This is a genomic window from Thalassotalea ganghwensis, from assembly GCF_053485795.1.
The window spans coordinates 1-12,525 of the sequence record NZ_JBQRUM010000025.1 but is presented as its reverse complement, the minus strand read 5'-3'; the positions used below and the strand labels follow the sequence as shown (position 1 = coordinate 12,525).

Sequence of the window (12,525 nt, the reverse complement as noted above, 5' to 3'; positions counted from 1 at the left end):
ACCGACAATGATAAAAAGAAGCTAACTTTTGATTGCACAAGAACAGCAGGTAAAGCAATTTTATGATCCTAAAACAAATTCGGTTGAGTAGGCACCTTTCGCAAGAGCAATTAGCGCAAATGTCTGGTTTAAATGTACGTACTATTCAACGTATCGAAAGTGGCCAAAAACCGAGTTTAGAGTCGTTAAAGTGCCTTGCCGCAGCTCTTGACGTTGATATTTCAACCATCAATCAGGAGAGATTTATGATCGATAAACGTTCAGATAATTGGGCCACATTGCCACTATTTTTAAAGTGTTGGTTTGTCTTTAACTTTTTGCAAACTAGGCCGACTCGACGTTCAGCGGTTCGTATTGAAATTATTGGTCACGTAAGTGGTTTTATTTTTTGTTGTTTAGGGCTCATCAATGAAGCAGCCCTCGTTGGAGGACTTATGATGTTGTCCATCGCATATTTGTATCGCGGTTTAGTTTGGCAAGGTGACCGGTATGGCATTTGGTATGATACGGAACAAGAGAAATAGCTTTAAGGCAGAATCTTTTACAGTGCTTAGATAATAAACCAAGTTTTTCACAACTTGGTTTATCGTCATTTTACTATAGATGAGAGTATAACTATAGAGAGTGGGTACATGGTTGGCCGTTAAGGTCAAGGCACCAACCTTGTGGCTCATTTTTTGGCTGCTTGTTTTTATCATGTCTAAACTCAGACACTGCATTATAAACGGCTTTGCGCAATCGGTTGATTCCACCAACAGGTTCAAGTGCTTTGGTGGCATGCCATGGAGTAAAGGATAAGTCTTCACAAAATTGATTTTGCTCAGTCGAGTCAAATGTTTGAGGAGCGATATTGATGCGCGCCACTGGAATAAATGGTGAATCTTCTTCTCTCCATTTTACTGTTGTGTCCTCGACCGGCATATACTTGCTTGGATTTTGAATTTGAACCATAAAATCAAAACAAGCGCCTTGCGTTGCTAAGTTTTGAATCATCTCTTGGCGCAGGAAGCTAGGTTGTTCTCGGTTAACTTCAGTTGCAGTATTGCTTGGGCATGCTTTTGCACTATATTTCATGAACTGCTCTGGACCAAGGCGATAAGCTGACAAGCTATGATACTGCTCGGTTAATAGGCTTGCTGGCGCACTTTTTAATGTTTGTCCTCCTAAGTAAAGTGAACGTAAATGCCATTTGAAAATGTTCCAATTAAAGTCATTAAAAAAGTAACCAAATTTACTGCCTTGTGCTTGAAACTGCATAAACTTGCTATATTCACCAATATCTTTAATAAAGAATACGTCATTGTTGATCATCACAAAGTCTTGAGTCATTTCATCTTTTTCTAAAGGTAATAGTTTTTCTCCAGCTACGCCCATAACCTTAATTGCCATTCCTCTAGCATCTCGTTTTGCATCGGGTTGTGGTCGAGTATCTCCACTTGAAAAACGAATCCACGCTTGGTAATCCTTTGCTTGTGAAAATAGCCCATGGGTTAAGCGTGTATCATTGAGCTCAGGTACGCTAAAGGTGGCTTTTACACAACCATGTGCCTTGGCGTGAACATCTCTTCGATAAGGGCTTGGTTTGGTCGCTTGATGAGTTCTTGTCGACATTTGAACGGCTGAGGAAATAATATCTGCGATATAGTTATTTTCATCAGGAGGAATAATAATTCCAACAGTGGGCAAAGGTGTATCGCGGTTCAGCACATAGAGTATTGCCGACAAACCAACTAAGAGAATTAAAAAGCTGATAATAATTTTTTTTAACATGTTGAGTTACCTGACTACTAAAGTGCTAAACATTGCTGATAAAGATCGGATGGTGAATTGTCGTTAACCATATCAACCGGACTGTCTTTGTGTATTTTTAAGTATTCGATAATTTCCATACGTTGTTGATGGCTTAATGCTGGACCAATAACACCGTATTGAGGTGGATTACCTGGTTGATAGGGGATATAACCCGCTCTAAACTCGTGTCCAGTATTTCTGTTTCCTTCGATTTGGGTATCAAATAAAAATCCTTCATTAACTTCACCTGTGGTGATGTATCCCAAATGGGTTGGATCAAAGTCGGTTAAACTCACATAAAAGGAGACATCACGTTCAGAAACGGGAGACAATAACTGATAAATAGAAGGTACCGAACCATTGTGTAAAAATGGTGGTGTCGCCCAGATGCCTTCGAGTGGCCTCGCCTTATAAATCATTTTCTGTTGAGGTAAATCAAGGGCCCCATATCCATCTAAGCAGGCTTGTTTCTCTGCAGAAAAGTTTTTATCTTGGTAATACTTTTCTCTGATAATGATACCGGTAATATTTAATGCCTCACCAACCGTCAATTGGTCTACACGCAAACCAGCTAAGCTTTGGTCTAAGTTTTCGAGCAAGTCTTTAATAAGCTGGGTTTTTATATCTTGCTGGACCTGATCATCACCCATTGATGCGATGGTTTGTGCGAGCTGCGCTATTCCACTGTATTTACTTTGCCAATGTTGAAGTGTTTTTAATAGCGGTTGATAGTGTTGTTGATTTAAGTCTACCCACGCGGTTTGCGTTTTTAGCTGGTTAGCTTGCGGGGAAGGTTGTTGTAAAAATTGTGCTAAACGGTCTGATTTTAACGCGACGCTTGCTAAACGCTCAAAATTTCGAACATTCATTTTTCTCACGATAGAGCGGATCTCAGCATCGCTCAGCCCTGTCTTCCTTAGGTCAAATTGGTTGTACAGAAAGTTATAAGCAGCGTTCGCATCAGTGCCGATATCCTCAACAGGTATACCTGTCATCACCCAAACGGGTTGCTCTGCCGTTTTTAATGGTGCGTCTATTTGTTTGATCATCTCGTTGGCTGGGTGAGGACCGTGACAACCCATACAATGTTGTTTAAACAGCACTTTTCCATTTTGAGCTTTGTCATAATCGATAGCGCCAAAAATTTCTTCAGGCCATGCTGGTGGCTTTAACGCTTGTAGCGTTGATTCTATTTTGAAAATTTCCTCAGGTAATACGGAAGAATCAAAACGCTCTTCTGCTGGCAACGGGTTTCCGTATTCATCGGTAAACTGTATGTGAGCGCCTACACCTAACGCTTCTCCCATATTTCTTGCCATGGGCTGCTTTACTGACGCGCCATATTGAACCCAATCAAACTTCCAAATATTCCATACTGGCGGATAGTTCACTGGCCCCGTTGCTACATGGTAATTTTTATCGGCTAAGTTATCTCCAAACACCGTATTGCCAATGCGCGCTAGTGCATCTGTTCGTCCAAAGCCTTCTTCTATCGGATAAAGCCCTTTGCTTTTATCATTAAATCCTTGAGATAAAAAGCGCATTAACACCATACCAAACTTTTTACGTAATTGTGATTTGTTCTCGCTATCATAAGCTTCGGCAAGCACATTTTGAGCGAACCGATCGAACTTAAAGGGATTTAAATAAGTACTCGCCATCGAGGCGATCATCGTTGGCACAAAGTTACCAAGTTTCATCGTCGTAAAAGCATGCATGGCTTGTCCACCATCGATTCGCACCGCTAGGCGCTTTCCGTCTTTTTGAAAATTTAACTGACCGTTATGACACGTTGCGCAACTTAAATCGAGTAACTCACTGTTGGTTCTTTTGTCGTAGTGCTTGGTAAACCCTAATGGATATTGATACGGGTTCATGGCGGTTGGCTTATCATCGACAATAAAACCGTAAGCTTTTAGGTGTTCTGGTTTGGCGAACTTGTCTTTGCCCCAAGGCATTTCTAAATGAGCTAGCCAGTTATACTCCATGCCTTTTAAACTGGTGCCTTGAGGTGTGTAGTAGTAGGTTTGACGAGCTGGAGAGTCTGCTTCTGTGCCCCATCCTTGATCTAAATAAACGGTTTTATCCGTTGGGACATAATCAGGGATCAAGGTCGATGTGTAATGAATAGCAAATAATACCGCTAACACCAGCAATAATAATAAAGCCGAAATGATAACGGCGGTTTTTTTTAATAAAGGTCTTAAGCGCATAAGTTATCCGTTATAGTTCAATGTTAGTCCCGAAACTTTTGTTTCTACTTTAATTAGCATACCGCTTGCACCTAAGGTAATGTACGCTGTTTTATTCTCTTTACCACCGAAGCAAATGTTTGACGGGAGCGGCGCATACAAGCCTTCACCCAAGTTAATTTCTATGTATTCGAGTAATTCACCGTTTGGTGAAACGATCGTGATACCACCATTAGAATATGGGTTGTTACCTTTAGGGAGCATGGTGGCAATGTAAATATTGCCTTCGCTATCAACCGCCATTGAGTCGTAGATTGCTTGTCCTGAAAAGCCGGTTAAGAGATAAGTTCCATCAAGGGTTGCTGGATTAGGGGCGATGACACCAGGTGCAGAAAGTTCCCAATAGAGTAATCGTCTAGTGTACGTTTCTATCGTGTATAAGCGCTTTCCATCGGGAGACAGGGCAATACCGTTTGGCGCATTCAACGGGAATACTTTTTGTGCGATATGGGAGCCATCGGCACTGGCATAGTAAATTCCGGTAACATCTCTTGCTCGCTCGCTGTCTTTGCCCCAATCTGTAAACCAAAAGTTGCCTGTTTCATCAAAGACTAAGTCATCAGGGCCTCTCAGTTGAAATGTTGGCGATAAGGTTTGTTGCTGCCACTGCATAGTTGCCAGATCAAGGCGTTGCCCCTGCTGACAATCGGTGTATATCGTTTCTACCGCACCGGTGTTTAAATTGACTTTATCTATACTACCGCCTTTGTAATCCGCAGATTCTCCCATACCAATGTAGAGCGTTTGTTTAGGAAGCGGGACGGGCATCCACGTAAAGCCGCCACTATTACAGATATATAATTGGCCATCAGGGCCAATCGCAGCACCATTTGGCCCACCTTTTAATTGAGTGATAACCTGTTTCTCACCGTCAGCAGTAATACGACTGACTTGCTCACTTTTTATCTCTACTAAAATGACACTGCCATCTTTCATATAAACAGGGCCTTCGGGGTAGCCTAGTTGATTATTAATGATGGTAAATTCAGATGTGAAATAACTGCTCATAATGGTGCTCCATGTCTGCCATTTATTTGATTTCGGTGTTACAAATTAAATCGTTAGTTAATTGGAAACCCAATTCTCGATATGCTTCAAATTGCCATTCGTTAAAAAATTGATTGGCAGTGCTTTGATGAGGAAAGCTCGGGTTTAGCTTTTTGTAACTGTTTAAATCTTGATTAAGCCCTTCAACCATGGTGGCTTTTAAATAAATAAATCGGCCTTTAGTGCCGTCTTTATAGGTAATTTCACCTTCAGCCCATGGTTTATTAGTCGTGATATTGCCGGCGTGAATATGGCTCACATCAATAGAGATTTTGACACCAAAATCGACTCTAACGAGGGTGATAAGCTTTGCCAAGTCCTGATATAAATAATTTGGATCCGCTGCAGCATCGCAACATAGGATGGTTTTGCACTGACGTCTGATCAACTCATAAACACCTAAATTTTCAAAATGTCCACCATCGGACAAATGAATACTCTTTTGATGCTCATTTAAGCCTCGACCGAACATATCTCTAAACATCAATTGATACCACAGTGGTCTGTTGACGATACGGCCATAAGCCTTTGTTTGAGGGTTTCGCAACCAACAGCCCAAGCGAATATTAAACAACGACATTAAAAAGTTTAATGTGCTAGAACGAGTATAAGCGGTATTGGTAGCGACGGCCGCCCCGGAAATCGCACAAATGCTAGCCAGGTCGTGTTGTCCTTCAAGGTATTCATCACTTTTGATAAAGCCTGTACTGTTTGCACCACAATAGAGCGGAGTGAAACTAAAGCTATCGCCAGCTCGATTATAGTATTTAGGCTCTTTTGAATCTGTTAGCTCTATGTTGCTGTTAATAATTGGGAAAGGTGAGCTGGTTATCGATATCGATGATAAAGCAAACCGTTGAGCTTCTTGCCATGTTGATAAAATGTGGTTATTGGATTGGTTTTCCCTGACTTTGCAAGGAATAAAAGCTGCTTTTAAGCGATTACGATAATAGCCGTGCATTGAAACATTATTAATATTGCACGTTAATGCCAGTATTAAAGATAACAACAGGGATATGTACATTAAGTTGGGTATTTGCTCCCATTCCAATGTAAGGTGGTAGCAAATAATGACGACACCTAAACATAACAACAAGAGGCTAAACTCGGTAACGATATTGACAACGATACTTTGACCCGATGATCGTTGGTTTAAATGTATTGCAATTGACATTAGTAGGATGCCGAGAGCTGCGATAGTTGCGCTAGTATGAACAAGCCATTGGGATAATTCATTGAGCCACTGATGGTAGTTGGGAATATAACCGATAAAACCAAGAACGATGCTTGCGGTTATCATGTTACCAAGCAGTCGTCTAAGGTTCTCTGTACGTCGTTGTCCGATAGGTGATTGGAAAACGGTACTGAATGCCGTAAGTAACATAATTCCAGCACTGCCGATCATTAGGCCTTGTGCAGCTAATTGTAAAAGCGCAAAGCCATTGCTGGTCGACAAACGATACCAAGGTAGTTCAATGCTAAAGTTAGGTATCGACAACGCTAGTATATACATGAACAGTACCAGCATCGGTAGCATAATGATGAGGTTAACTAACGATCCCGTTAAGATAGCACTCAACAAGGTTATTTTATTGATGCCGTTGCCTGGTGCGAGGAAACTACTGTGTGAGCGTAACCAAGCGAGAATAGCTCCGCCGATTTTATCGTGATCTTGTCTACTCTTACCGAATGGGAAAATATTGGGTAATCTCGATTTAAACCAAGTAAATGATGTCGCGATGTAGCTGCCACCTGATACCGATGAAAGGTAATCGAATTTTTTTAATTGATCATGTTTTTCTAGTGCTTGCAACACGCCTAGATTAAAGGTGGCGGAGCGAATACCTCCGCCGGAAAAAGCTAATCCTATCGGGTTTTCGTTTTCGTCGGTCAAAAGGCCGGCTTGTTGACGTCTTTGCTTAATCCAAGCTTTTTCTTGTTCAGTGATCGCTTGACTGTAGGACTCGTGATAACTTTCCATGTTGAGGCTGTAGGTATGTTTTTGTTTACACTATATGCTTTTTATAACATTTTCAATTGGTTATTTTTATTGGCATTACTGGTAAGATGATCTTGTCATTTTAGGAGAAACTGTTTTATGCAGACATCAGTTGCGATTATTGGTTGTGGGTGGTTAGGTAAAGCGTTGGCGCTTTCGTTAAAAGCACAAGGACGAGAGGTGATAGGTACTCGACAAAGTCAGGCTGGTATTGATGAATTAATGCAACTTGGTATTCAAGCAGAGCGGCTAGCACTGCCGATTGACGTTACAGATAATCCACTTTGTTTTAATTACGAAACCTTAATTGTGATGATCCCCCCACAAATCCGACAAGGTAAAACGGATTATCCGGATAAAATTGAATCAGTTGTCAGGTGTGCTCAACGTGGCAAGGTAAAGCGATTGGTTTTGGTTAATAGTACCGCTATTTATGATGGCTTAGACGGTGACATCGACGAAAAGTGTCAGCTAAGTTCAACAAATAAAAAAGTTGCTCTTTTACTGCAGGCAGAAAAGAGTATATTGACCTCTGATCTAAACGCTATTTCTTTGCGAGTTTCTGGTTTAGTTGGACCAGATCGCTTACCCACCAATTTTTTCAAATCAGGTCGTCCATTAAAAGATGGCAACGCACCTGTAAACCTTGTTCATCAAGCAGACGTTATTGGTTGTCTAATTGCGTTATTGGAGCAACCGATGCTTTCTGGTGTGTACAACATTAATAGTCAACTGAGAATGAGTAAAAAAGCGTTTTACGTAAATGCGGCCAAGATAGCGGGTAATGAACCGCCACTTATTATCGAAGCCGATTCAGGTAAGCAACAAGGCAAATATATCAACAGTGATAAAGTGAGAAAGTCATTAAATTATCAGTTTAAACATGATGATTTATTAGTTTGGCTACAAAACCATTTTTGTTGTCAGTAATTGGTTTAGCAGGATTTCTCAACTAAAAAGCTGAATCAGGTTGTTGTAAAAATTCTTGCTCTTCTGGTGTCGATGTTCTTCCTAATATATTGTTACGATGAGGGTAGCGACCAAACCGATCAATAATGGCTTTGTGCTTGTATTCGAAAATGACACTATCGTCATCGCCTAATTGCGTAAATAGTTTAACGGCTTGTTGATGAATTTTTTGTGATTCACTGTGCATAAACGGCATATACAAAAAATTTCGGTAGTCTTGTGGTAATTGCAGATCAAATTCTTTAGCTATCGCGTTTTGAGCAAGAGCTAATGCAAGGGAGTCATTTGCAAATGACTCAGGGGAGTCTCGATAAATATTACGAGAGAACTGATCAAGTATAATGATTTCTGCTAGGCTGCTCAGTGGTTGTTCTCGCCAATGTGCTAACTCACATGCTTTGGCTTGCTGATGCAAAGCACCAAAACGGGCCTTTATTGAAGCATCAAATTCACTGTTTTTTAGCCACCATTGTCTTGGTTCGATTTCAATAAACCAAAAGTTGATAATATCTTGAAACATAAAACTTCTCACTTAATACCAATTAGATTAATTCTCGCTGAAGAACCAAATATTTAAACGACTTGGGTTAACATCAAGCTAAAAAATCGATACTGCTATCATCGTATTTCTTCGTGCTTTGGCAGTAAAAATTAGCGGAAAACAATCGATAGAACGTTTTAAAATTTAAAGATAGTGCAGTTTTTCTGATAAGTCATTGAGCATTATTTATCTACGTTTATAATAACCGTCACTATTCTTCGTCATTTAGCATCATGCGCCAATCAATTAAGAATTATTTACTTTTTTTTATCATTCTGTGGTTACACATTACGGTATTAGATCTCTTCTATGTTACACCTCACGAGATAAAATTTTTGTGGAAAGAGAGTTTTGAACCTTTAACGATAGCAGTGCATTTGTTCGTTGCCATGGTCGCAACCTTATCTTTATTAATGATCAGTCAATTTAGATTGTTCAAGGCTAAGAAACGCATTTCATTAGGTAATAAGTTTTGGGCAGCATGCTCATTACTTTTAGTTGCTTTTATGGGATATAGCTTACTTTAGTTCCATTAAATGAATAAGTTTTAACTTGATCTGTCAGACTCGTAAAACAGGACTCAATCAAATCTGACAGTCGCATAAGCCAATAACGGACGATGGTAACGCCCCATTCAGGGGCTGATAATAGCTTGCTAAAATTGTGCAGCGTAGCGGAACCAAGCAAGCTGTTAGCAGTCCCGTTGCTGTAATGGTTTGTTATATTTTTATTTAACCATGAAATAATCAGTTGTTGCGATACATAATGCAAAATAAAACATCCCAAGGTACAACCAAAATACGCTTTTTAGACTTTCTGCTGATGCAACATATTCAGAAGATAAACGATTGTCACTTAAAACAATTATCAGAAGCAAGAAGAGTAAACAGCTCAAAATATTTATAAAGTTCAATCGTTTAAATTTGTTAAGAATAAATATTATAGGAAAGCCAATAATAGTATTTCCTAAATACGCCACAAAAAGGGAATAGATACTTATAAAAAAGTACCCCGACCAAATTTTATCAAAACTGGCATGCGATGATACAAAAGGAGCACTTGCGAATAGAAAGGCAAAAACTAACGCAGGAAGTATTGCTAAAGGTGCAAATAGCAACATATTTAAATATTTCAAAGCAACCTCCCTGCTACGAAAAAATATAACGCCGTATTAAACGGTTAAGTAATGCTCGCTAAAATGTGGAACGAAGTGGAACCGAGCAAGCGTTACGTGTCCGACTTTTAAATACCTTGTTAGCTAACTTTTATCCGCGAGTGATAGAGAAAATAACTGAATTGATTTTCCAGCCTTTTTCAGTGTTTACAAGTAGCCAACTCTCTTTACCCCAATTTTTTCTTACCTCTCCATCGTAAAATTCATAATCAAAGTATATTGTAGCGACTTCACCATCGTGTAGAATTTTTATATTTTCGAATACTTCTCTAGGCTCTTTAACACGAGCAATAATTCCATCGATAAATTTTTCAGGATCACTTTGAAAGTTTTTCATTGGCATTCTAGCCCGCTCACCTTTTGCTATCGCTGCGTCAACTCTGCTTTTAGCTTTTTTAAAATCATTCTCAGCCGAAACACCAACCCATGAAACCGTACCTTCATAGAATAAATCGAGAAATTTAGATTTATCTTTGGTTTTAATTGCACTATCAAAATCTTTTACTATTTTAAGTAAGGGTTCATTATCTAGCGCAGTATTTGCAAAAGACAATTGAGAAAACAATAAAATAGATACCACTAAAAATACTTTTTTCATAACGACTCCATGTTGGATTATTTAATTAGTTAGCTAAAAGTCCCTGCCTGCATTGGCTTGTTATGTGTCGATACACTCTAAAGTATCAATATCTGGCCAAGAATCAAATTTACCACCACAACAAGACCAAGCCTCTAGTTCAGTTAACTGGCTATCAGTTCCCATCAATGAGACGCCAACTTTAGTTCCATTGTTTGCTGTGCCCACATATTTAGTCAGATCATAGGAGTTTTCAATTGGATTTGAATCAAATGATTCTCCAAACATTACCGTTGGGCATTTACCACATCCACATCGAGCTATAACTTTAAGCTTGGCAATACTTTTTAAGTATTCATCTAAGCCTGAATTGCTTAATAAATATTGAAGTAACTTGACCTCAATATTGTTTAAATCTCGCTTATGTTCAATAGAGTATGGTTGATTCATATAGACACATAACGCCCCAATCAGGGGCTTTTAATTAGTTGGCTCAAATAACGAACGCAGTGAGGAAAGCCAACTGTTAAAAGTCCCGCACTGCATTGGCTTGTTAGGCATACTTAACCCACTGTAATTACAATGTTTTCAATTTCACCATCTTGGTTTTCTATGACAAAATGCAGCCTAGAACCGGAGTCAGATTTTAAATACGCCTTGGCCTTTGAAGCAGCACAACCTGGAATAACACAATCCTCAATAGATAATACTTTGTCTCCAACTTTTAAGCCTGCCTTTTCTGCTGGAGAATTAGCCAGTACCTTCTTAACTGTTATTTCATCAATCTCAGGAGAAAAGAAGCCACTTGCTGTGACATCCCAAGTTACTCCAATCTTAACAGGCTTGTCCGCTACAGAATCAAATGAGAAGAAAAAAAGACAAAGTACGAATAAAACTTTTTGATGATACATAAACCTTCCTTGTATGCCTAACGCCCCATTCAGGGGCTGATAATAGCTTGCTAAAATTGTGTAGCGAAGCGGAACCAAGCAAGCTGTTTGCAGGCCCGTTACTGTAATGGCTTGTTATGTATCGCCCGACTAGTTTACCTTGCAATTAACTGTTGCGTTAATCTTAGGAGGATAAACTGAACCAAATTGTGTATGCGAACCATAGGTACCCATGTCATATGATTTAACAAGTACATCGTTAGATTTACACAACTCTTTACCTTTGAGTTTAACTAAATCAACCATATCTGTTTCATTTAAATCTGTATGACCAAGAACCTCAACTGAATATGAACCATCTGAGTTTTTCGTAACGTCACTAAACTGTACTACTACTCCTTTATAAGTTTTCATCCCAACGCAACCAGACATAAGTAGTACGAGCAATGCCAAATATTTCTTCATTCTAATCCTTAGATACATAACGCCCTGTTATGGGGCAAGTATTGGCTTGCTAAAATTGGTGAGGAACGAACCCGAGCAAGCCATTACGAGTCCCATTCATAAACAGCTTGTTATGAGTAAACTACTTCACAAGTTCGAGGTCAACCATTAGCTCCAGTTCCCCGCTAAAAGCTCCTAAGTGGCCAGCAGCACCTGCACGAAATACACCAATTGCTGAAACATAGTTGCCACTTGCATCCTTTTCGCTTACTAAAGTACCTAACCACTCTTCATTCATCGAACCTTTTTCAGGAACCCAATTACGGAGAGTATCATCTGAACTTGTATTAACCCATAGGGCATTAAGCCTATTTCTGATGAGTAAATCGTCTTTATGGAAGAATAAACCTGAAAGTTCAAAACCACGGGCGTAAAAGCCTATGACAGCAACAACTTTACCATCATATTTTTCAGGAGTAGAAATCAAGTTGATCATTGAAACAGGACAAATAGTGACACTATTTATTTCATAGTAACGGCGAGCTTCACCACAAGGTTCTTGAGATTCACCGCAACCTTGTAGAATTAAGATGATAGCCAAGACTAAAATTCTACTCATAATTCCATTTACTCATAACGCCCAAATAAGGGGCTGATAATAGCTTGCTAAAATGTGTAGCGAAGCGAAACTGAGCAAGCTGTTAGCAGTCCCGTCTTAATTGGCTTGTATGGATAATAAACCCACCAAATTTACAATATTCAGGTAAAGTGAGACCCAAGCCTTAGCTGCAACTAAGGCCTTCTTTTACAGTAGTTCGTTTAATTGATGGCTCCTCTTTTG

The 12,525-nt window shown here is 39.5% G+C and carries 13 protein-coding genes; 2 read left to right on the top strand and 11 right to left on the bottom strand.

Annotated elements, in window-relative coordinates; all coding sequences use genetic code 11:
• The first annotated feature begins 62 nt into the window (after positions 1-62).
• The gene (locus ACSLUH_RS18095) at positions 63-524 is read left to right on the top strand and encodes a helix-turn-helix domain-containing protein (RefSeq protein WP_448569625.1); all 462 of its coding nucleotides are present in this window, start codon (positions 63-65) and stop codon (positions 522-524) included.
• Positions 525-615: 91 nt separating this feature from the next.
• On the opposite strand, the gene ACSLUH_RS18090 is transcribed toward ACSLUH_RS18095, so the two are convergent.
• Genes ACSLUH_RS18090 through ACSLUH_RS18075 form a run of 4 tightly spaced genes read right to left on the bottom strand, consistent with a single transcriptional unit; the run spans position 616 to position 7,071 of the window.
• A complete protein-coding gene (locus ACSLUH_RS18090; RefSeq protein ID WP_448569623.1) occupies positions 616-1,770 on the bottom strand; it encodes a catalase family protein in 1,155 nt (384 codons plus the stop codon).
• A 17-nt stretch (positions 1,771-1,787) separates the two neighbouring features.
• Positions 1,788-4,004: a di-heme-cytochrome C peroxidase gene (locus ACSLUH_RS18085; RefSeq protein WP_448569621.1), complete on the bottom strand. Its 2,217-nt coding sequence runs from the start codon at positions 4,002-4,004 to the stop codon at positions 1,788-1,790.
• A gap of 3 nt (positions 4,005-4,007) precedes the next feature.
• A complete protein-coding gene (locus ACSLUH_RS18080; protein WP_448569619.1) occupies positions 4,008-5,051 on the bottom strand; it encodes an SMP-30/gluconolactonase/LRE family protein in 1,044 nt (347 codons plus the stop codon).
• Positions 5,052-5,073: 22 nt separating this feature from the next.
• Positions 5,074-7,071: a patatin-like phospholipase family protein gene (locus ACSLUH_RS18075; protein ID WP_448569617.1), complete on the bottom strand. Its 1,998-nt coding sequence runs from the start codon at positions 7,069-7,071 to the stop codon at positions 5,074-5,076.
• Between the two features lie 117 nt (positions 7,072-7,188).
• Here ACSLUH_RS18075 and ACSLUH_RS18070 point away from each other — a divergent pair, with 117 nt between their 5' ends.
• Positions 7,189-8,019, top strand: coding sequence for an NAD(P)-binding domain-containing protein (locus tag ACSLUH_RS18070; RefSeq protein ID WP_448569615.1), 831 nt, complete (start codon positions 7,189-7,191; stop codon positions 8,017-8,019).
• Positions 8,020-8,041: 22 nt separating this feature from the next.
• On the opposite strand, the gene ACSLUH_RS18065 is transcribed toward ACSLUH_RS18070, so the two are convergent.
• The 7 genes from ACSLUH_RS18065 to ACSLUH_RS18035 all read right to left on the bottom strand — a co-directional run bounded on the left by ACSLUH_RS18065 (position 8,042) and on the right by ACSLUH_RS18035 (position 12,303).
• The gene (locus ACSLUH_RS18065; RefSeq protein ID WP_448569613.1) at positions 8,042-8,578 is read right to left on the bottom strand and encodes a DUF924 family protein; all 537 of its coding nucleotides are present in this window, start codon (positions 8,576-8,578) and stop codon (positions 8,042-8,044) included.
• Between the two features lie 748 nt (positions 8,579-9,326).
• Positions 9,327-9,734, bottom strand: a complete 408-nt coding sequence (locus ACSLUH_RS18060; RefSeq protein WP_448569611.1) for a hypothetical protein — start codon at positions 9,732-9,734, stop codon at positions 9,327-9,329.
• 130 nt (positions 9,735-9,864) lie between these two features.
• The gene (locus tag ACSLUH_RS18055; RefSeq protein WP_448569609.1) at positions 9,865-10,371 is read right to left on the bottom strand and encodes a hypothetical protein; all 507 of its coding nucleotides are present in this window, start codon (positions 10,369-10,371) and stop codon (positions 9,865-9,867) included.
• Between the two features lie 60 nt (positions 10,372-10,431).
• Positions 10,432-10,800, bottom strand: a complete 369-nt coding sequence (locus ACSLUH_RS18050; RefSeq protein WP_448569607.1) for a hypothetical protein — start codon at positions 10,798-10,800, stop codon at positions 10,432-10,434.
• Between the two features lie 113 nt (positions 10,801-10,913).
• Positions 10,914-11,261, bottom strand: a complete 348-nt coding sequence (locus ACSLUH_RS18045; protein ID WP_448569605.1) for a PDZ domain-containing protein — start codon at positions 11,259-11,261, stop codon at positions 10,914-10,916.
• Positions 11,262-11,390: 129 nt separating this feature from the next.
• Positions 11,391-11,705, bottom strand: coding sequence for a hypothetical protein (locus tag ACSLUH_RS18040; protein WP_448569603.1), 315 nt, complete (start codon positions 11,703-11,705; stop codon positions 11,391-11,393).
• A 121-nt stretch (positions 11,706-11,826) separates the two neighbouring features.
• Positions 11,827-12,303: a hypothetical protein gene (locus tag ACSLUH_RS18035; RefSeq protein ID WP_448569601.1), complete on the bottom strand. Its 477-nt coding sequence runs from the start codon at positions 12,301-12,303 to the stop codon at positions 11,827-11,829.
• Positions 12,304-12,525: the final 222 nt, after the last annotated feature.

Bases quoted from the DNA above. Each gene is read 5' to 3' on its own strand.
- ACSLUH_RS18095 (WP_448569625.1), top strand. From the start codon at position 63: ATGATCCTAAAACAAATTCGGTTGAGTAGGCACCTTTCGCAAGAGCAA.
- ACSLUH_RS18090 (WP_448569623.1), bottom strand. From the start codon at position 1,770: ATGTTAAAAAAAATTATTATCAGCTTTTTAATTCTCTTAGTTGGTTTG.
- ACSLUH_RS18085 (WP_448569621.1), bottom strand. From the start codon at position 4,004: ATGCGCTTAAGACCTTTATTAAAAAAAACCGCCGTTATCATTTCGGCT.
- ACSLUH_RS18080 (WP_448569619.1), bottom strand. From the start codon at position 5,051: ATGAGCAGTTATTTCACATCTGAATTTACCATCATTAATAATCAACTA.
- ACSLUH_RS18075 (WP_448569617.1), bottom strand. From the start codon at position 7,071: ATGGAAAGTTATCACGAGTCCTACAGTCAAGCGATCACTGAACAAGAA.
- ACSLUH_RS18070 (WP_448569615.1), top strand. From the start codon at position 7,189: ATGCAGACATCAGTTGCGATTATTGGTTGTGGGTGGTTAGGTAAAGCG.
- ACSLUH_RS18065 (WP_448569613.1), bottom strand. From the start codon at position 8,578: ATGTTTCAAGATATTATCAACTTTTGGTTTATTGAAATCGAACCAAGA.
- ACSLUH_RS18055 (WP_448569609.1), bottom strand. From the start codon at position 10,371: ATGAAAAAAGTATTTTTAGTGGTATCTATTTTATTGTTTTCTCAATTG.
- ACSLUH_RS18050 (WP_448569607.1), bottom strand. From the start codon at position 10,800: ATGAATCAACCATACTCTATTGAACATAAGCGAGATTTAAACAATATT.
- ACSLUH_RS18045 (WP_448569605.1), bottom strand. From the start codon at position 11,261: ATGTATCATCAAAAAGTTTTATTCGTACTTTGTCTTTTTTTCTTCTCA.
- ACSLUH_RS18040 (WP_448569603.1), bottom strand. From the start codon at position 11,705: ATGAAGAAATATTTGGCATTGCTCGTACTACTTATGTCTGGTTGCGTT.
- ACSLUH_RS18035 (WP_448569601.1), bottom strand. From the start codon at position 12,303: ATGAGTAGAATTTTAGTCTTGGCTATCATCTTAATTCTACAAGGTTGC.